16 protein-coding genes are annotated in these 18,475 nt (G+C 69.5%); 9 read left to right on the top strand and 7 right to left on the bottom strand.

All coding sequences use genetic code 11. From position 1 onward, the window contains the following. The 4 genes from hisD to AX669_RS08625 all read right to left on the bottom strand — a co-directional run. On the bottom strand, window positions 1-1,170 hold a 1,170-nt coding region (gene hisD, locus AX669_RS08640; RefSeq protein ID WP_062257850.1), incomplete at its 3' end, for a histidinol dehydrogenase. 43 nt (window positions 1,171-1,213) lie between these two features. Beyond that, window positions 1,214-4,204 carry a bifunctional [glutamine synthetase] adenylyltransferase/[glutamine synthetase]-adenylyl-L-tyrosine phosphorylase gene (locus AX669_RS08635; protein WP_062257836.1) on the bottom strand — a complete coding sequence of 997 codons (2,991 nt, stop codon included), beginning with the start codon at window positions 4,202-4,204 and terminating at the stop codon, window positions 1,214-1,216. Beyond that, complete coding sequence (gene glnA, locus AX669_RS08630; RefSeq protein WP_006944201.1) at window positions 4,201-5,535, bottom strand: type I glutamate--ammonia ligase; 1,335 nt, start codon at window positions 5,533-5,535, stop codon at window positions 4,201-4,203. Before glnA ends, AX669_RS08635 begins: the two co-directional genes overlap by 4 nt. A gap of 99 nt (window positions 5,536-5,634) precedes the next feature. Then, window positions 5,635-7,956, bottom strand: coding sequence for an immune inhibitor A domain-containing protein (locus tag AX669_RS08625; protein WP_006944302.1), 2,322 nt, complete (start codon window positions 7,954-7,956; stop codon window positions 5,635-5,637). 179 nt (window positions 7,957-8,135) lie between these two features. Here AX669_RS08625 and panB point away from each other — a divergent pair, with 179 nt between their 5' ends. Beyond that, a complete protein-coding gene (panB, locus tag AX669_RS08620; protein WP_050786456.1) occupies window positions 8,136-8,972 on the top strand; it encodes a 3-methyl-2-oxobutanoate hydroxymethyltransferase in 837 nt (278 codons plus the stop codon). A gap of 45 nt (window positions 8,973-9,017) precedes the next feature. Here the strand turns inward: panB and AX669_RS08615 are convergent, their stop codons facing one another. Continuing rightward, window positions 9,018-10,280: an MFS transporter gene (locus tag AX669_RS08615; RefSeq protein ID WP_006944312.1), complete on the bottom strand. Its 1,263-nt coding sequence runs from the start codon at window positions 10,278-10,280 to the stop codon at window positions 9,018-9,020. A gap of 193 nt (window positions 10,281-10,473) precedes the next feature. Then, window positions 10,474-10,653, bottom strand: a complete 180-nt coding sequence (locus AX669_RS08610) for a hypothetical protein (RefSeq protein ID WP_006944217.1) — start codon at window positions 10,651-10,653, stop codon at window positions 10,474-10,476. 81 nt (window positions 10,654-10,734) lie between these two features. On the opposite strand from AX669_RS08610, the gene map reads away from it, so the two are divergent. The 8 genes from map to AX669_RS08570 all read left to right on the top strand — a co-directional run bounded on the left by map (window position 10,735) and on the right by AX669_RS08570 (window position 16,587). Further along, window positions 10,735-11,622 carry a type I methionyl aminopeptidase gene (map, locus tag AX669_RS08605; protein ID WP_006944215.1) on the top strand — a complete coding sequence of 296 codons (888 nt, stop codon included), beginning with the start codon at window positions 10,735-10,737 and terminating at the stop codon, window positions 11,620-11,622. Between the two features lie 143 nt (window positions 11,623-11,765). Further along, complete coding sequence (gene ppgK / locus AX669_RS08600; protein ID WP_006944296.1) at window positions 11,766-12,530, top strand: polyphosphate--glucose phosphotransferase; 765 nt, start codon at window positions 11,766-11,768, stop codon at window positions 12,528-12,530. 467 nt (window positions 12,531-12,997) lie between these two features. Continuing rightward, window positions 12,998-13,609, top strand: coding sequence for an Lrp/AsnC family transcriptional regulator (locus AX669_RS08595; RefSeq protein WP_006944270.1), 612 nt, complete (start codon window positions 12,998-13,000; stop codon window positions 13,607-13,609). A 214-nt stretch (window positions 13,610-13,823) separates the two neighbouring features. Then, the gene (locus AX669_RS08590; RefSeq protein WP_062257832.1) at window positions 13,824-14,552 is read left to right on the top strand and encodes a 4a-hydroxytetrahydrobiopterin dehydratase; all 729 of its coding nucleotides are present in this window, start codon (window positions 13,824-13,826) and stop codon (window positions 14,550-14,552) included. After that, window positions 14,549-15,154 carry a bifunctional 2-polyprenyl-6-hydroxyphenol methylase/3-demethylubiquinol 3-O-methyltransferase UbiG gene (locus AX669_RS08585; protein WP_082740746.1) on the top strand — a complete coding sequence of 202 codons (606 nt, stop codon included), beginning with the start codon at window positions 14,549-14,551 and terminating at the stop codon, window positions 15,152-15,154. Before AX669_RS08590 ends, AX669_RS08585 begins: the two co-directional genes overlap by 4 nt. After that, a complete protein-coding gene (locus AX669_RS08580; RefSeq protein WP_006944248.1) occupies window positions 15,151-15,342 on the top strand; it encodes a hypothetical protein in 192 nt (63 codons plus the stop codon). Before AX669_RS08585 ends, AX669_RS08580 begins: the two co-directional genes overlap by 4 nt. Window positions 15,343-15,620: 278 nt before the next feature. Further along, window positions 15,621-16,100 carry a hypothetical protein gene (locus AX669_RS08575; protein WP_062257828.1) on the top strand — a complete coding sequence of 160 codons (480 nt, stop codon included), beginning with the start codon at window positions 15,621-15,623 and terminating at the stop codon, window positions 16,098-16,100. 7 nt (window positions 16,101-16,107) lie between these two features. After that, window positions 16,108-16,587 carry a hypothetical protein gene (locus AX669_RS08570; protein ID WP_062257827.1) on the top strand — a complete coding sequence of 160 codons (480 nt, stop codon included), beginning with the start codon at window positions 16,108-16,110 and terminating at the stop codon, window positions 16,585-16,587. Between the two features lie 509 nt (window positions 16,588-17,096). Here the strand turns inward: AX669_RS08570 and AX669_RS08565 are convergent. Next, window positions 17,097-18,290 carry a peptidoglycan bridge formation glycyltransferase FemA/FemB family protein gene (locus AX669_RS08565; protein WP_040014395.1) on the bottom strand — a complete coding sequence of 398 codons (1,194 nt, stop codon included), beginning with the start codon at window positions 18,288-18,290 and terminating at the stop codon, window positions 17,097-17,099. Window positions 18,291-18,475: the final 185 nt, after the last annotated feature.

Here is an 18,475-nt window from a genome sequence, read left to right as displayed (position 1 = left end):
CCCGCCGGTCGGCAGGACGTGGTTCGACCCGGCGGCGTAGTCGCCGAGGCTGACGGGCGAGTAGGTGCCGACGAAGATAGCACCCGCGTTGCGCACGCGCAGCGCGTCCTCGCGCGAGCTGGCGGTGTGGATCTCGAGGTGCTCGGCGCCGTAGGCGTCGACGACGCGCAGCCCGGCCGTGACGTCGTCGACGAGGACGATGGCCGACTGCGGACCGCCGAGGGCCGTGAGCACGCGCTCGCTGTGCTTCGTCGCGCGGGCGCGGCGCTCGAGGGCTGCCTCGACGTCGTCGGCGAGGCGCGTCGAGTCGGTGACGAGGACGGAGGCCGCGAGGTTGTCGTGCTCGGCCTGGCTGATGAGGTCTGCGGCGACGTGCTCGGCGTCCGCGGTGTCGTCGGCGAGGATGCCGATCTCCGTCGGGCCCGCCTCGGCGTCGATGCCGATGAGGCCCTTGAGCAGGCGCTTCGCGGCTGCGACGTAGATGTTGCCCGGGCCGGTGACGAGGTCGACGGGCTCGCACACGCTCGTGCCATCCTTCTCCCGTGCGCCGTAGGCGAACATCGCGACGGCCTGCGCGCCGCCGACGGCGTACACCTCGTCGACGCCGAGCAGGGAGCACGCGGCGAGGATCGTCGGGTGCGGGTAACCGGCGAACTCGCCGGTGTTCTGCGCCTGCGGCGGGCTCGCGACGGCGACCGAGTCGACGCCCGCGACCTGCGCGGGCACGACGTTCATGACGACCGAGCTAGGGTACACGGCGAGGCCGCCGGGCACGTAGAGCCCGACGCGCTCGACGGGGATCCAACGTTCGGTGACGCTGCCGCCGTCGCTCACCTGCGTCGTGACGTCCTCGCGCGCCTGCGCGGCGTGGACGATCCGCACGCGGCGGATGGCTTCGACGAGGGCGTCCTTGATCGCGGGGTCGAGCTGCGCTTCGGCGGCTGCGAGCACCTCCGCGGGCACCCGCAGGTGCGTCGGACGCACCTTGTCGAATCGCTCCCCCAGCTCGCGCAGCGCGTCGGCCCCGTCATGGCGCACCTGCTCGCACAGCGGACGCACGACGTCGAGGGCCGCCTCAATGTCGAACTGTGCGCGCGGCAGCGCATCGCGCAGGCCGCGTGCATCGAGGGAGGTCAGGGCTGAACCACGAAGGTCACGACGCGAAATCACCGCTCCATTCTAGGCGGCGGCACCGAGCGCCTGCCCGCCCGTCTCAGCGTCGGAAGCTCGGTCCGGTGCTGTTGTGAGGATCCTCACCGTAGAACACGCGGTCGACGACGAGCCGGGCGCGCCGCGAGACCTTGCGGTACTCCTCGCCGAGCTGACGACCGTCACCGGCGGGCAGTCCGAGCAGCGTCGCGATGCCCTCCGCGTCGCGCAGGTCGCTCGGCAGCGACTCGACGGGGCGGCCGCGCCACAGCACCGAGGCGTTGCGCACCCGGGAGGCGAAGGTCCACGCGTCGGCGAGTACCTCGGCGTCGTGGGCGTCCATGAGCTCGAGCTCGGCGAGCAGCCGCAGCGTCGAGATCGTGCCGGTCCGACGCAACTGTGGGTGGGCGTGGGCGTGCTGCAACTGGTGCAGTTGCACGCACCACTCGACGTCGGACAACCCGCCGCGCCCCAGCTTGAAGTGGGTGCGCGGATCGGCCCCGCGGGGAATGCGCTCGGCCTCCATCCGCGCCTTGAGCGTGCGGATGCGACGCACCGCGGCGTCACTGATGCCGCCCTCGGGCCAGCGCAGCGGATCGACGAGGTCGACGAAGGCGCGGCCCAGGTCGGCGTCACCGGCGAGCGGGTAGGCGCGCAGCAACGCCTGGGCCTCCCAGCCCTCCGACCAGCGCTCGTAGTACGAGGCGTAGGAGTCGAGGGAACGCACCAGGGGGCCCTGCTTGCCCTCGGGACGCAGCGCCGCGTCGATCTCGAGCTTCGGATCTGGCCCGGCGAGCGCCGCGAGGCGTCGCAACTCGGTGACGACGGCGAGCGCCTGGTCCTGCGCAGCACCGGCGTCGGCGCCGTCGCGCGGGCGGTGGACGTACATGACGTCGGCGTCGGAGCTGTAGCCGAGCTCACGCCCGCCGAAGCGTCCCATACCGATGATCGTGACGTCGGTGAGGCGTGCGTCCGAGTCATCGCAGACGGCGCGCCATGCGAGGTCGAGCCCGGTCTGCAGCATCGCGGCCATGACGTCGGTGAGGGCCTTCTCGACGCCCTCGAGGTCGAGTTCGCCGAGCACGTCGGCGATGGCGATGCGCGTCAGCTCGGTGCGGCGGACGGTGCGCGCCGCGAGCATCGCCTTGTCGACGTCGTCGTGGCGACCGGCGACGGACGTCATCGTCGCGCTGATCGCCTTCTCGTCACGCGGCACGCGCAGCGCAGGGTCGGCGAACAGCTTGACGCTCTCGGGCGCGCGTTCGAGCAGTTCCGAGACGTAGCGCGACTTCGACAGCACCTCGGCGAACAGTTCCGCGGTGCTGCCCTCGCGCAGTGTGTTGAGGTACCAGTGCGAGGTGCCGAGCTCGTCACTGATGCGGCGGTAGGCGAGCAGCCCGGCGTCGGGGGTCGGGCCGTCGGCGAGCCACTGCAGGATGACGGGCATGAGCGTGCGCTGGATCTGCGCACGCCGCGACAGCCCCGACGTCAGCGCCTGCAGGTGGCGCAGCGCGCCGCTCGGGTCGGCGTAACCGAGCGCGGCGAGACGATCGCGCGCGCCCTCGTCCGACAACTTCGCCTCATCGTCGTCGAGACGCGCGACGGCCGACAGCAGCGGCCGGTAGAACAGCTTCTCGTGCAGGCGGCGCACCGAGCGCGCGAGCTCCTGCCAGTGGGCGGTGACGGCCTCGTCGGGGTCGCGCATCAACCCGACGCCGCGTCCGAGGCGGCGCAGGTCTGCGCTCGACGTCGGCATGAGGTGGGTGCGACGCATCTTGCTCAGCTGGATGCGGTGCTCGAGCACGCGCAGCTGACGGTAGGAGCGGTCGAGCGCCGAGGCATCCGTGCGCCCGACGTAACCCCACGAACTGAGCGCCTCGAGGGCGTCGAGCGTCGAGCGGGCGCGCACCCGCTCGTCGGTGCGTCCGTGGACGAGCTGCAGCAGTTGCACGGAGAACTCGATGTCGCGCAGACCGCCCGGGCCGAGCTTGATCTGGCGTGCCTGCTCGCTGACGGGCACGTGCGACTCGACGCGACGGCGCATCGCCTGCGCGTCCTCCACGAAGTTCTCGCGCTTGCTGGCCTGCCACACCATCGGCCGCATCGCGGCGATGTAGGCCTCGCCGACCTCACGGTCGCCCGCGATGGGGCGCGCCTTGAGGAGCGCCTGGAACTCCCAGCCCTTCGCCCAGCGCTCGTAGTAGTTGCGGTGGCTCGCGACGGTGCGCACGAGGGGGCCCTGCTTGCCCTCCGGGCGCAGCGCGGCGTCGACCTGCCACAGCGAACCCTCCCCCGTGCTCGCCGAGCAAGCGCGCATCAGCTCGGTCGCGAGCTCCGTAGCGAAGCGCAGGGCGACGTCCTCGTCGACCCCGTCCGCGGGCTGCGCGACGAAGATGACGTCGACGTCGGAGATGTAGTTGAGCTCGCGCCCGCCCGTCTTGCCCATGCCGATGACGGCGAGTCGAGCCTGCTCGGCGCCCTCGACGCTCTGCGTCGCGATGTGCAGCCCCGCCTCGAGCGCGGCACCCGCGAGGTCGGCGAGTGACGCTGCCGTCGCGGGCAGGACATTGGCGGGGACGTCGGTGACGTCGAGCGCCGCGATCTGCACGAGCTGACGACGGTAGGCCACGCGCAGCGCGTCGTAGGCGCTGACGTCGTCGTCCCGCCCGTCGATCTCGGCGATGAGCGCCTGAGCGAACGCCGCCTGGTCGCGACGCTCCGCGGCGACCACGTCGCGCCACTGCTCGGGCTTGGCGACGAGGTGATCACCGAGGGCGCTCGAGGCGCCGAGCACGCCGAACAAGCGCGCTCGTGCGAGCGGCTGCGTCAGCGCCTCCGTCAGCGCGCGCCGGCCGGGAGCATCGAGCGCCTCGCGCAACCGAACGAACGCGAGCAGCGCCTGGTCGGGGTCGGCGACCGCGCCCGTGACGTCGAGCAGGACGTCGGTCGGGACGAGGTCGGCGACCTCCTGGGCCATCGAGCCGGCGCGTTCGGTGTCGGTGTAGCCCGCCTTGCGCCAGGCCGCGGAACTCTTGGTCTGCTGCGTACGACTCACAACCGGCGCAGATCCTGCTTGATCTCGAACTCGGTCACCTGGTCGCGGTAGGCGGCCCACTCGTTGTGCTTGTTGCGCAGCACGAAGTCGAAGACGTGCTCGCCGAGCACCTCGGCGACGAAATCGCTCTCCTCCATCGTGCGGATCGCCTCGTCGAGCGAGGCCGGCAACGGTCGGATGCCCATGGCGCGACGCTCGCGCTCGGTGAGCGTCCACACGTCGTCCTCGGCCTCGGGCGGCAGCTCCATGCCCTGCTCGATGCCCTTGAGGCCTGCGCCCAGCATGACGGCGTACGCGAGGTAGGGGTTGCACGCTGCGTCGAGGGTGCGCACCTCGATGCGCGTGCTCTGGCCCTTGTCGGGCTTGTACATGGGGATGCGGATCATCGCGCTGCGGTTGTTGTGCCCCCAGCAGATGTGCGCCGGCGCCTCGGAACCGCCCCAGATGCGCTTGTAGCTGTTGACGAACTGGTTCGTGATCGCCGTGAACTCCGGCGCGTGGTGGAGCAGGCCGGCGACGAACTGGCGGCCCGTGCGCGAGAGCTGATACGGCGAACCCGGCTCGTGGAACGCGTTCGTGTCACCCTCGAACAGCGACAGGTGCGTGTGCATGCCGCTGCCGGGCTGGCCTGCCATCGGCTTCGGCATGAAGCTCGCGAAGATGCCCTGCTCGAGCGCGACCTCCTTGATGACGGCCTTGAACGTCTGGATGTTGTCGGCCATCGACAACGCGTCGGCGTAGCGCAGGTCGATCTCGTTCTGCCCCGGCCCGCCCTCGTGGTGACTGAACTCCACGGAGATGCCCATGTTCTCGAGCATCGTGATGGCGGCGCGCCGGAAGTCGTGGCCCGTGCCGTGCGGCACGTGGTCGAAGAACCCGGCCGAGTCGACCGGCACGGGACGGCCGTGGTCAAGGTCCTGCTCGAACAAGTAGAACTCGATCTCGGGATGGGTGTAGAAGGTGAACCCCAGGTCGGCGGCCTTCGTCAGCGAGCGGCGCAGCACGTCACGCGGGTCGGCGAGGCTCGGGGTGCCGTCGGGCAGCAGGATGTCGGCGAACATGCGCGCAGTGCCGGGGTTCTCGCCGCGCCACGGCAGCACCTGGAACGTCGAGGCGTCCGGGCGCAGCAGCATGTCGGCCTCGTAGACCCGCGCGAGACCGTCGATCGACGAACCGTCGAAGCCGATGCCCTCGGCGAACGCCCCCTCGAGTTCCGCCGGCGCCACGGCGACCGACTTGAGGGTTCCGAGCACGTCCGTGAACCACAGACGCACGAATCGGATGTCACGTTCCTCGATCGTGCGGAGCACGAACTCTTGCTGACGGTTCATGACGCCATCCTGCCTCACCGCGTCACCCGACGACGAGCGGCCCCGGGGATGATCCCCGGGGCCGCTCACATGTCGGACTCAGCCGCTCGCCTCAGCGCGTCAGCGGCGGAAAAGCACGTCGAGGTGCGCCTTGTCCTTGCTCACACCCCTGACGGTGACCTGGACGCCGCTGCCTGCCGTCAGCGTCGAACCCGTCGGGTTGGAGGCGTCGTAGTAGTTCGTCGCCTTCGTGTCGTCGAACGTCGACACGCCCTTGCTCTTCGGGAACGTCGTGGCGTCACCGTTGCGGTGCAGCGTCAGCGACGGCATCGAGGACGAGCCGAACACCGCGTCCCAGGGCTGCAGCTTGTTCGACACGAGCGTGCCGTCCTTCCACTTCATCGCCTGCGCGTGCGAGTCGATGGGCAACACCTGGCCGTGGCCGGGGTGCTCGGAGACGTTGTTGTTCGCGTACTCGTTGTCGACGTACCACATGAGAACACCGGGCTGGAAGGCGAAGTGCTCGACACGCTCTGCCTGCTGCTTGAGATAACCGAAGTTGTACGGACCCGTCTTGAGGTAGCGGTCGTAGCCGTTGTACTGACGGTTCTCTGCGAGGTAGTAGTGCGTCTTCTTCTCGCTCGTCGTGCCCGATGAGAGGGTGAAGCCCTTCGCGACCCAGCCGTTCGTGCCCTTCTCGACGTCGTCCGACAGCAGTGTCGCGCCGTCGGCGACGATGCGGATGTCGTCGAGGAACGGGCCCGCCCCGTGGACGCCGCCGTCACTCGCGTAGCGGAAGCGGAAGTCGACCTTCTTGCCCGCGTAAGCGCTCAGGTCGTACGTGAGGTCGCTCCAGTTCTTCTTCTCACCGGAGACCTCCTTGCCGACCTGCGCCCAGGTGGCGCCACCGTCGGTGCTGACCTCGCCGTAGAAGAAGTCGTAGCCCTCCTCGGTGTCGTACCAGGCGGCCGTCGTCACGCTCGCGGACTTCTTGCCCGTGAGGTCGATCGAACGCGTCAACGTCGAGTTGAGGTTGTCGGCGCTGCCGCCCCACCACTCGTTGGCCCCCGACTGGGGCTTGTTGTACGTCGTCGTGATCGTCTTGTCTGGCAGGTTGATCAGGGCCGCCTGGCCGAGCGTCGCCGAGTCACGGTCGCTCGGACCGATCTGGACCTTCTTGCTCTTGCCGTAGCTGACCTTCGTGGCGTCGAGCCAGCCGAGCTGCAGCTTCTCCCACGGACCCATGTAGCCCGGGCGCGAACCGATGTCGGTCTTGCCGTCGCCGAGCCACGAACCGGCGCTCATGAGCGACCAGTACGAGACGTCGTTCTGAGCCTTGTTCGTCGTGTCGTACAGGTCCGGCAGGCCGAGGTCGTGACCGAACTCGTGCGTGAAGACACCGAGACCACCGTTCTCCGGCTCGGTCGTGTAGTCACCGATCCACAGGCCCGTGTCGCCGAGCGGCACACCACCGAGCTTGTTCTGCGACGGGCCGGCCTTGCCCGCGAGGTTCTGGTACGCGTACCAGCGGTGGCTCCAGATGGCGTCATCACCCTGGGCGCCACCGCCGGCCTCTTCGCCCTCGCCGGCGTGGATGGCCTGGAAGTGGTCGATGTAGCCGTCGGGCTCGTCGAAGTTGCCGTCGCCGTCGTAGTCGTAACGGTCCCACTTGTCGAAGCTCTGCAGGTACGCCTTGATCTGGGCGTCGCTCTTGCCCGCTGCCTTCTGCGCGTTGACCCACGCCGTGGCGCTGTCGGCGATGAAGGACCAGGAGCCCTCGGCCTCGCTCGTGCCATCACCCGAGACGGGGTTGTGGCCGTAGCGCGCCTCGTTGAAAGGCACCTTGACCCAGTCGCTCACGTCGCCCTCGACGTCGAAGCGGCCGTTCGACTGCTTGGAGTAGAAGTCCTTGAACGACTCCGAGCTGCCGAACATCATGTCGAAGTAGTGCTGACGGTTGAAGTCGGCCTTCCAGATCGTGCTGTTGTTGTCGGTCGCGCCGCCGTCCATCTTGCGGTCGGGCTGGGCGATCTTGTTGTGCAGCGGGCCGGGCGCGCCACCGGCGGCGGGCTTCGTCTGGTCACCGAACTCGACGAGGAAGCTCAGGATGTTCGCCTTCTGGTTGACGTCGTACTGGACGTAACGCGGCTTCGTCTTGCCCTTCTTGTCCTTGCCCTTGACCTCGATGACGCGCTTGCCGTTGACCTTCTTCGTGGCCGCCTTGCCCGTGACGAGAGCGCTGACGGCGGCGTCACGCAGGTCGGCCTTCTTCTCCGCGAGCGGGTTCGGACGGTCGTCGGACTTGCCGACGCGGGTCTGGCCCTCGCCTGCGGGCGGGGCGTTGTTGGCGGAGGCGACCGGGGCTGCGATGAGACCGAAGGCCGTCACCGTGCCGACGAGAGCCGCGGCCATGCGCGGCGTGTTCGAACGACGATGTGTCATGAGTACTCCAGGAGCAGAAGGGCGCCCACGTCCAGCACGTGAACACTGTGAAGATACCCAGCCTCCCCTCAGCGAACGGTGATGTCGCTTACAACATTTGCGTAACGAAGGGTGCTATCACGATCCGCCCCCGCCAGCGGATGGGAACGGCTCCAACGGCTGCTGATTACGCTGGAGCCATGAGTGAAGAGGCCGCCCCGTACCGCACCGCCGAACGCAAGCGCATCCGCACCGTCACGCTGCAGCAGTTGAAGGAGCGCGGTGAGCGTTTCTCGATGCTCACCTCCTACGACATGTACACGGCCGAGATCTTCGACGAGGCCGGCATCGAGACGCTCCTCGTCGGCGACTCGGCGGGCAACAACGTGCTCGGTTACGACACGACGCTGCCCGTCACCCTCGACGAACTCATCCCCCTCGTGCGTGCCGTCAGCGGCGCTGCGCAGCACGCCCTCGTCGTCGCGGATCTGCCGTTCGGCAGCTACCAGGAATCGCCGCAGCAGGCGTTCGCGAGCGCCGCGCGACTCATGAAGGAAGGGCGCGCTCACGCGGTCAAGCTCGAGGGCGGGGCGCACATGGCGCCCACCGTCGAGCATCTCGTGCGCGGCGGCATCCCCGTCATCGCGCACATCGGGTTCACGCCGCAGAGCGAGCACACGCTCGGCGGGTACCGAGTCCAGGGCCGCGGCGACGACGCCGAGCGCATGGTCGCCGAGGCGCGGGCGCTGCAGGACGCGGGGGCTTTCTGCGTGCTCATGGAGATGGTGCCGGCGCCCGTCGCGCAGCAGGTGACGGACGCGCTGCGCGTGCCGACGATCGGCATCGGCGCCGGCGCCGGATGCGACGGTCAGGTGCTCGTGTGGACCGACTTCGCCGGCCTGCGTGACGGCCGCTATCCGCGCTTCGCCAAGAAGTTCGCCGACGTGCGCAGCGTGCTGCTCGACGCGGCGCGCACCTACCGCGAAGACGTCGCCTCCGGCACGTTCCCGGCGCCCGAGCACAGCTTCGAGAGCTGACGCCCGCGCTCGTCGTTCGCGCGGGACGCGAGAGGATCGGGTATGTCAGCGCTGGTGTGAGGGTGCTGAGTCGGCGGCGTCAGGTTCGGGCCGGGCGGCACCCCATCCGGCGCGCATGAGCTTGGCGGGCCAGTAGGCGAGCATCGCGGCGGCGAGGACGCCGAAGATCGCGTTCACGACGACGGCGGCGCTCAGGCCGGCCAGCGCCGTCATGCCGGACAGGGCGAGCGGCCCGATCGTCGAACCGGTGTCACTGAGCTGGCGCCACAGGCCGAGGAACGGCGCGCGTCCGACGTCGGGCGAGAAGTCGGCGCCGAGCGTCATCACCATGCCAGAGCCGATGCCGTTGCCGAACCCGAGCGCGCAGCTCGCGGCGAGCACCGCGGCGAAGGTGTGGGCGAACGGCAGCGCGACGAGGGCTGCGGCCATGATGAGCATCGACGGTACGGCGACGGCGGCGCGCCCCCGCACGTCCATGACCTTGCCGGCCGGGTAGAACACGAGCATGTCGATGCCGCCCGCGATCCCGTAGATGGCGCTCGTCGACTGCTCGTCGAGGCCGATGTGCGTGCACCACAGCGGGATGACGACCTGCCGTGTCGCGCGCACGGCCGACACGAGCAGGACGCCGAGCCCGGCCGTCAGCAGCACGCGCGCGAACGAGCGTGCGACGGTGCGGGTGGAGACCCGTTCGACGGGCCCGGTTCCGGCCCGCTCGACATCCTCCATGAGCAGCGCGCACCACGTCGCGAGCGCGAGGAAGACGATGGCGAGGACGAAGACGGAACGCCCGCCGAACACTCCGATGAGGGCGGCGCCGACGAGGGGGCCGACGAACATGCCGATGCGACCCACGCCGCCGAGCAGCGACAACGCGCGCGCCCGGTGCGTGGGCGGGACGGCCTCCGTCAGGTACTTCTGGCGCGCGAGCATGTAGACCGACGACGCCATGCCGATGATGACGACACCGAGCATGAGCGCGACGAGGCTCGGCGCGAGGCACAGCAGGCATCCCGCGGCCGTGACGACGCCCGCGAGCACGAGCGCGCGACGTTCGCCGAGGCGCTGCGTGATGAGTGAGGCGGGGATGTTCGACACGAGCGAGCCGAGCCCGATGAGCATCGCGACGAAAGCCGCGAGCGCCACCGACGCGCCGCGCGCCACGGCCGTCGAGGGGATGACGGGCAGGATGGCGCCCTCAGCGGCACCGAACAGCAGCGTCGGGCCATAGGCGGGGATCGCGAGCCGCCGCAGATCGAACCCGAGCTCGCTCACCTGTGCTCCCCTTCTTCGCACCCGTCGTTGCATTGCGATGCTATGCGTCGATGGCGTGGGGCGCGTCAGCGTCTCACGTGGGGCTCATGGGCGGCCCTACCCGGCAGGCAACGGTGACATTCCTGGCCAGATGCGCGCGTCGGATCAGCCGCATCACGCCGCGCCAGATCATGACGACGGGCCGCATCCCTCGTGGGATGCGGCCCGTCGCGCGTGGATGGGTGCGTCAGTCGTCGCCGTTGAAACGACGCTCTTCAGCGTCCCACTCCTCGCTGCGCTTGTGCGCGGATTCGATGGCGTCGCGCGCCGCGGCCTCGGTGGCGTAGGGGCCGAGCATGTCGCTCTTGGCGTTGGTCTCCTCCCCCTGCTCCACGGCACCGGTGTTGACGTTGTACCAGTAGGCCATGACGGCTCACCTCCTCGCGCCTGCGGGCGCGTCTTGTGCGGGCGCCGAGCCCTGTCGGACCCGGCCTCTAGACTCAACCCTATGACGACGACGCGCTCCACGACCACGTCCGGCCGCACGATCACCGCGGGCACGATCAGCCCGCGCCGCAGCGTGCCTCAGAAGATCGCCCGCCCCGAGTACGTCGGGCGCGACGAGGCGCGCGAGGGCTTCGAGTCGTACGTCAAGGACGCGGAGACGATCGAACGCCTGCGCGTCGCCGGGCGCATCGCCGCGGGCGCGATGGAGGAGGCGGGCAAGGCCGTCGCCCCCGGTGTCACGACCGACGAGCTCGACCGCATCGCCCACGAGTACATGCTCGACCACGGCGCCTACCCCTCGACGCTCGACTACCTCGGCTTCCCGAAGTCGCTGTGCACGAGCGTCAACGAGGTCATCTGCCACGGCATCCCCGACTCGACGGTGCTCGAGGACGGCGACATCGTGAAGCTCGACGTCACGGCCTACAAGGACGGCGTGCACGGCGACAACTGCGCGACATACCTGTGCGGCGACGTCGACGACGAGTCGCGCCTGCTCGTCGAACGCACGAAGGAGGCGATGATGCGCGGCATCCGCGCCGCGAAGCCGGGGCGGCAGGTCAACATCATCGGCCGTGTCATCGAGCAGTACGCGAAGCGGTTCGGCTACGGCGTCGTGCGTGACTACACGGGCCACGGCATCGGCACCGAGTTCCACAACGGCCTCATCATCCCGCATTACGACGCGGCGCCCCACTACGACGACGTCATCGAGGTGGGCATGGTCTTCACGGTCGAGCCCATGCTCAACCTGGGTTCGGGCGAGTCGGCCCCGACATGGGACGACGGCTGGACGGTCGTGACGGCCGACGGCTCGCGTTCGGCGCAGTTCGAGAACACCCTCGTCATCACCGAGACGGGCCCGCAGATCCTCACCAGCGTCGACTGACGTTGCCGCAGGCCCAGCGCCTGCGCACGAGGGCTGACGGGCGGCGCGGTTAGGCTGTCGACGAGTTCGTCGCCGCACGCGAGATGTCGGTGGCCCCGTCCCGTGCAGTGCGATTCCCCTGCAGTTGATCAAGGAGCCCGAGCATGACCCGCACGTCCTATCCCCTCGGCATCGACGTCGGCGGAACCGGCATCAAGGGTGCCCCCGTCGACCTCGACAAGGGCGCGTTCGCTTCGGAGCGCATCCGTTTCGAGACGCCCGCGGGTGCCTCGCCTGACGCTGTCGCGGACGTCATCGCCCAGATCGTCGAGCACTTCGCCGACATGATCGGCGACGAACCGATCGGCGTGACGATTCCCGGCGTCGTGCAGCACGGCGTCGTGCGTACGGCCGCGAACATCGACAAGGCGTGGATCGGGACGAACGCCGAAGAGCTCATCTCGGCGCATATCGGGCGCGACGTGCTCGTGGTCAACGACGCCGACGCGGCCGGCATTGCAGAGAACTTCTACGGCGCGGCGAAGGACACGGACGGGCTCGTGCTCGTCACGACGCTCGGCACCGGCATCGGCACCGCCGTCATCAACGACGGTGTGCTCGTACCGAACTCTGAGCTCGGCCACATCGAGGTCGAGGGCCACGACGCCGAGACGCGGGCCGCTCACTCGGCGAAGGAGCGCGAGGAACTGTCGTACGGCAAGTGGGCCAAGCGACTCACGAAGTACTACACCTCGCTGGAGAACCTGCTGTGGCCCGACCTGTTCGTCGTCGGCGGTGGCGTGTCGAAGAAGGCCGAGAAGTTCCTGCCACTGCTCGACATCCGCACGCCCATCGTGCCCGCCAAGCTCGAGAACGCCGCCGGCATCGTCGGTGCAGCGCGCCTCGCGCACGATCGGCACGTGAAGTAGCGGCCACTGCTCGGCCGTCACCTGCGACCAGGCGCGCCCGAGAACTCGCCCGATGACGACGAGGCCGGCTTCCCGCAGTGTGCGGGAGCCGGCCTCGGTCGCTTCGTGGCGTGCTCACCCAGGGTGGTGGTGCGCGGCTGTTCGGGCCGTGGTGGGGCTCCGAGTCACCTGCCGGTTCGCGCACTCGGGGTGGTGAGCGCGTCGAACGCGATGCCTCAACTCTTGCAATGTCGATCATGCTGCGCAACACCCACCGCCTTGATTGGTCATTATGATCAAGGTGGCGGGGCGTCATGCGTCGTTGCTTGGCCACGACGCCCAGGTCGGCAGGCACCGGGCCCTTCCAGCGTCAGGCTCGGGTGGGCGTGAACTGCTCGTGCGACCTGCGCGGGGCAGCGCACTGCACTGTGCTTCAGGCCATGGATGCGGTGCGCTGAGCACGCGTCACGACTGGAACGAGGATGATCATGGATCGACGCTCCCACGCCCGACGCGGCGCAGCTCGACAAACAGACACGGGGCCACGCACGGCGACGACGTCCGCGACCGCGACGTCATCTGGGTCGCCGCGCCCGACCTCACCGCCGCAGCTCGACGAGACGGATCGGCTGCTCCTGCTCGCTCTCGACGAGGACCCGCGTATGACGACGATGGCGCTCGCGCAGCGTTGCGGCCTGGCGCGCGGCACGGTGCACGCGCGGCTGGAGCGGTTTCGCGAGCGCGGCATCCTGCGACTCAACAGTGCGCGCGTCGACCCGGCGACGCTCGGACGGCCCATGAGCGCGATGGTGGCGGTCGAGCTGGATCAGCACGACATCTCGGGCGCGATCGACGGGTTGGCGCAAATCCCCGAGGTGCTCGAGTGCTTCGCGCCGGCCGGCGAGACGGACCTGCTCGTGCGCGTCGTCGCGCGCGACCCTGACGACCTCTATCGCGTCAGCGAGGAGATCCGCCTGTGCCCCGGCGTCACTCGAACCCGCACGAGCGTCTACCTGCGCCGCGTCATCCCCTACCGTATCGACCCGCTGTTGCGCGAAGGCATCGACGAACCGACGTCTGCGCGCGACCGGCGGGGGTGAGGCGGCGGGACGGGGCGGGCGACGACGTCGTGGGTGCGTGAGGCGCATCGCGGTGTGGAACCGAGCCACGTGCTCGAGGAGCTGCTAGCAGTTCCGGCGCTCAAGCGTGGGAGCCGACGCTGCACCTCACGCAGTCGCCCGCGGTGCTGGGCACGGCGGAACCGAGGCGACCGACACGCTCCCAGCACGGGCGCGGGTGTGGTCGACTGGAGCCATGAGCGACGACATGACGCAGCGTCCCGGCGGGCGGCCCGATCCGATGCGCACCCTGACGGCGGCGGAGGTGGCCGCGCAGGCCCCGGCCGGGTGGACGCAGATCATGGGGTCACTGCGGGCGCGCTACCGCACTGGCGACTTCGCGACGGGGTTGCGGCTCGTGAACCTCATCGGCGAGTCGGCGGAACGGTGGGATCACCATCCCGACGTCACCCTGACGTACGGGGACGTCATCGTCAGCCTCGTCAGCCATGACGTCCGCGGCATCACGAGCCGCGATCTACGGATGGCGAGGTTGAGCGCCGAGCACGCGGCGCACCTGGGCCTCGAACCGGGCGTGGCCGGTCTCACCCAGATCGATCCGGGGCTCGACACTGCACACGCGGACGAGGTCGCTCCGTTCTACTCGGCGCTCTTCGCTGCGCCGCTGCGTGACGGTGAGCCCGTCGACCCGAGCGGCCAGACGCCGACGGTGTGGTGGCAGGCCCCGGATGATGCAGACTCCCCCGATGGCGATGCGGCCGACGATTCCCAGCTCCCGCCGGCGGATCACGAGCAGCGTTGGCACTTCGACGTCTGGGTGGCGGCGGAGGCCGCCGAGCAGCGGCTGGCAGCCGTTCTCGATGCCGGCGGCCGCCTCGTCAGCGACGCCCACGCCCCGTCGTTCTGGGTCGTCGAGGACGCCGACGGCAACCGTCACTGCATCTGCACGCCCGCCGGGCGATGAGGGACTGGGCCGACGTCGCGGAGGGCTACCGCCGATCGTTTGCACGGGCTTGCGCGGGCGCCACCGGGCCGCTCCTCGCCGCAACGAATGGACCAGCGCGGCCACAGCGACGACGTCTGCGCCATCTCGACGTCGGGTGCGGCGACGGTCGCTTGGCCGCTGCCGCGTCAGAGAACGGTCGTGCGGTCGTCGCGTGCGACGCGGACGCGACGATGTGCGAACTCACCCGCTGTTCGGCACCCGACGTGGCCACTCTGAAAGCAGCGCTGCCTGAACTCCCTTTCTGCTCCGGCAGCTTCGACATCGTGACGGCCAATTTCGTCATCAATCACGTCGAGGCGCCGTGCGCGTCGATGCGCGAGCTGTCCCGCGTCTGCCGTCGTGACGGGATCGTGGCGGCGACGATCTGGCCCGCCGGTGGCGCAGGATTCGGCCCCTTGCTCCGCGAGGTGCTCTCCCTCCCCGATCTGTCGCCGCTGCCTGACCAGTCCCTACCTGCCTATCAGGACTTCGAGCGAACCCGCCGGGGCCTCGGTTCCCTCTTCGCCGCGGCGGGCTCGACGATGTCCGATCCACCGACATCAGCTGGACGTGGACGGTGACGCCCGAGGACCTGTGGGCGGGCATCACGGCCGGCGTGGCGACGCCGGGCATGACGTACCTTGCTCAATCAGCCGAGGTGAGGGCCCGGATGCGGGAGCTCTTCTTCGAGACGGCCCGCACGATGTGTGCCGAGGGGACGCTGACCTTCGATGCTCGCGCCGTGCTGGCGACCGGGCGCATTTCGTGAACCTCCGGTGGGCCTGACCGTGCGATGACGCGTGGCGTTTCCTCGGCGCAATAGGGTCGGCGGCAGGACGGGCCACCCCGTGACCGACAGCGGACGTTGACTCAGTCATAGGCACGCTGCGCTCGGCATTGCTGGGGTCGCTGCACGGCACCGTAGCTGGCGAGGGGCAGCCGATCCGCTGGGGGTTTCTCGCAAAGGTACGGACCAGCCCGGCTTCGACCGGTCAACCCGGCGTGCAACAATCTTCCGTCATTCGAACATATGTGCGATAATGCAGCATGGACAGCATCGTGCGGGAGAGCCTCGAGGCGCTCACCTGCCTGCCCGGCGACGAACTCGTCGAGACATGGCAGGCACTGACGCGCGTGGCGGCAGACCGGGCGCTCGCGAGCGGTTCCGCGCTGACGTCCGATGCGGACGACGGCGTGACCCTCGACGACCAGTGCGCAACCCTCGCGGCGACCCGCCGCGACCTCGAGCGAGCGGCAGAGGCGGCGCGCATGGTCACCCGGATGGCGCAGACCGTCGTCGACCTCACCGCACATGCTCATCACGACACGGTGCGGGCTCAGGATCATCTTGAGTTCGAACGCTTCGCACGTGCTGACGAGTCGTACCCGCTCGGGCCAGGCGAGTTCGCCCCCGCCCACCTCGCTGCGGTGCCCGGGATGCAACCCGGTACGGTCGCGGCGATGTCCGATGACGTCGCCGCACTGCGCAGCCGCACCCGCGGTCGCTCGAGCAGCTGCACACGGTGACGCGCGCATGCCTGCGGTGCGCGCCATCCTGCACGAGCTGCAGCACCTCGAGCCCAAGGTCGCGTCCGGCATCGAGGCCGACCTGACGAAGGCCGGCGCCCACCGCCTCGGAGCCGACGCGGCACGTGCGCGGGCGCTCACCCTGCTCCACCGGCAGGGTCTCGCGAAACCGCGCGACCCTGATGAGACCGCACGTGAACACGCCGTCTGGTTCACTCCGCACCTCGATTTCGACGCGTTGACGCAACTGCACGTCACCCTCGACACGGGCGACGCGGTGGCGCTCGACGCCGTCATCGAGGAACGCGCGCGGTCGTTGCGCGAGAACAGCCCGCCCGGAGCGGCTCCCCCGGCCGGATCGCTGCGCGTCAAGGCGCTTCTCGACCTCGCACTGGAGAACAGCCGCGTCAGCACGACACTCCACCTGTGGCTCACCTACCCGGGCTGTCACATCGAAAAGGCCGCGCCGCGCTTCCACGCGGCATAGTGGGCCGCGGAAATCACGCGCGCGAGGCTTCGCCGCTTCCCGCATCGTGGCGGACGGCCTCGCGAAATCAGCGGCAACGCCCGGCAGGCGATCTTGAGGCTTCTGGGCAGCCGATGGCGACGTCGCCGTTCGGCCTCGAGGTGGGTCGAGCGGAAGCCACGTGGCAGGGCACACGAGTCGACAAGTCGCTCGGTGGCAACCGCCGTCGTACGCGCCGAGGAAGTCAGTCAGCCAATGCCGGTTGCCGTGATGACGATCGCCGGCAGGCGCCGAATCAGTGAACTGAGCCGAACGAGCGCTCCTCGCCGTCCGACGCGAGGGTCAGCCAGCTGGCCCCCGCCGCGGCCAGCCCCGACGACCGGCAAGGAGCGGCGGCGTTCGGCCGCGCAGGACAAGGCATGCGCAGAACAGGCAGTCGACCGCCGCGCAAACTCCGGCTCGCCACACGTCGAATAACCGACGACCCGCCCGATGGGACATCAGGCGGGTCGTCGCGGGTCAGGTCGGCGTCAGTCGAGGCGGTGCCACGCTGCGTCAGCGCGCTTGGCGCGAACGTCAGATGCCTTGGAGCGGGCGCCCGCTGCGGCGCCGACGAGCGTCCCCTTCGGGTCGTTCTTGAGCGACACAGCCGTCTTCTTCGCCGCGGGCACGCCGCGCTTGAGCGTCGAGCGCACCACGGGCAGGGCCGTCGCGAAAACGGGGAACATCGGCGAGAGCGACTTGTCGTACGTGCCGACGAGCATGTCCTCGTGCTTGGCGAACTGGCGCTTGAAGTCGCTGATGCCGTCATTGAGGAGCCCGTTGAAGTCATAACGTTCGACGCCCTGCGCCTTGACGTGCGTCATCGCCCAGAACTTGAGGCCATAGTTGAGGCGCAGCTTCATGCCACGCGGGCTGACGCCGCCGTACAGCTCGAACGCGGTCTTGCCGGAGACCACGAGCCACACGAACGCGACGACCTCGTCGCCCTCCCACGCCGCGATGAGCTGCGAGGCGGGGCCCATGAAGTCGCGGATCTGCTCGTGGTAGAGGTCGGAGTGGACTGCGAAGTTCGCGCGCTTCGCCGTCTCCTTGTTGATCGCGAGCACCTGATCGAGATCGGCCTGCTCGGTGACGAGACCGAACCGGACGTTCTCGGCCTTGAACGACTTGCGCACGTTCTGACGGGTGGAGCTGCTCAGCTCCTTCATGATCGTGTCCTCGTCACGAGTGACGTCGACGATCAGCGTGTGCGGGATGAGCCCCGTGTTGTCACTGCGCACGTACCCCGCAGCCTCGACGTCGGCGAGCCACCCGGACGTCGGCCGCGCGACGAGGGACGCGATCTCGTCGTCGGACGCGCCCTTCTCGAGCGGCGCGAACGGCGCCTCCCAGTCGGGCTCGATCGTCAGGCCGATCGGGCCGTGCGTGTTCTTGACGTGCTGCGCGAGCGCCGCGACGACACGCGCGCGGTCTGCCTCGGCGGCCTGCGGGCCACGCGGCACGTAGGCGAGCGACTTGAACGGGGCCGGTAGGCGGCGCAGCAACACCTGCGCCGAGCCGACGACGTCGTCACCGTCACGCACGACGACGCGGTCGGCCGACCACTCGTACTGCGACTTCAGCTCGCCCCAACCCCACAACTGCAGCGGGTGGCCGCCGGAGGAGTTGACGAGGGCATCCCACTCGTCGCGGTCGTGGCACGAAGTCACCGAGAGCGTCATGCGCCCAGGTTATCGGCAGGCGCCGACACCCCACAAAGCCCGACGCCCCAACCGCGACACGTCGCGTCGGCGGCCACGCCTGTCGGGCACTCGCCGGGGACTATCCCACCGAGCGGGCGCCGTCGGCTGCACTCTTGTGCGACGACAGCCTGATCCCCCCGCCCAGCGCTGCCGGGAGCCCAGCT

Origin of the sequence: Dermacoccus sp. CCH2-D9, assembly GCF_001556795.1 — a bacterium.
Taxonomy (GTDB): domain Bacteria; phylum Actinomycetota; class Actinomycetes; order Actinomycetales; family Dermatophilaceae; genus Dermacoccus; species Dermacoccus nishinomiyaensis.
The sequence above is the reverse complement of the archived record's forward strand: the minus strand, read 5'-3'. Positions and strand labels throughout refer to the sequence as shown.

Coding starts and splice junctions, on each gene's coding strand:
- glnA (WP_006944201.1), bottom strand. CDS start 5,535: ATGAACCGTCAGCAAGAGTTCGTGCTCCGCACGATCGAGGAACGTGAC.
- AX669_RS08625 (WP_006944302.1), bottom strand. CDS start 7,956: ATGACACATCGTCGTTCGAACACGCCGCGCATGGCCGCGGCTCTCGTC.
- panB (WP_050786456.1), top strand. CDS start 8,136: ATGAGTGAAGAGGCCGCCCCGTACCGCACCGCCGAACGCAAGCGCATC.
- AX669_RS08615 (WP_006944312.1), bottom strand. CDS start 10,280: ATGCAACGACGGGTGCGAAGAAGGGGAGCACAGGTGAGCGAGCTCGGG.
- AX669_RS08610 (WP_006944217.1), bottom strand. CDS start 10,653: ATGGCCTACTGGTACAACGTCAACACCGGTGCCGTGGAGCAGGGGGAG.
- map (WP_006944215.1), top strand. CDS start 10,735: ATGACGACGACGCGCTCCACGACCACGTCCGGCCGCACGATCACCGCG.
- ppgK (WP_006944296.1), top strand. CDS start 11,766: ATGACCCGCACGTCCTATCCCCTCGGCATCGACGTCGGCGGAACCGGC.
- AX669_RS08595 (WP_006944270.1), top strand. CDS start 12,998: ATGGATCGACGCTCCCACGCCCGACGCGGCGCAGCTCGACAAACAGAC.
- AX669_RS08590 (WP_062257832.1), top strand. CDS start 13,824: ATGAGCGACGACATGACGCAGCGTCCCGGCGGGCGGCCCGATCCGATG.
- AX669_RS08585 (WP_082740746.1), top strand. CDS start 14,549: ATGAGGGACTGGGCCGACGTCGCGGAGGGCTACCGCCGATCGTTTGCA.
- AX669_RS08575 (WP_062257828.1), top strand. CDS start 15,621: ATGGACAGCATCGTGCGGGAGAGCCTCGAGGCGCTCACCTGCCTGCCC.
- AX669_RS08570 (WP_062257827.1), top strand. CDS start 16,108: ATGCCTGCGGTGCGCGCCATCCTGCACGAGCTGCAGCACCTCGAGCCC.
- AX669_RS08565 (WP_040014395.1), bottom strand. CDS start 18,290: ATGACGCTCTCGGTGACTTCGTGCCACGACCGCGACGAGTGGGATGCC.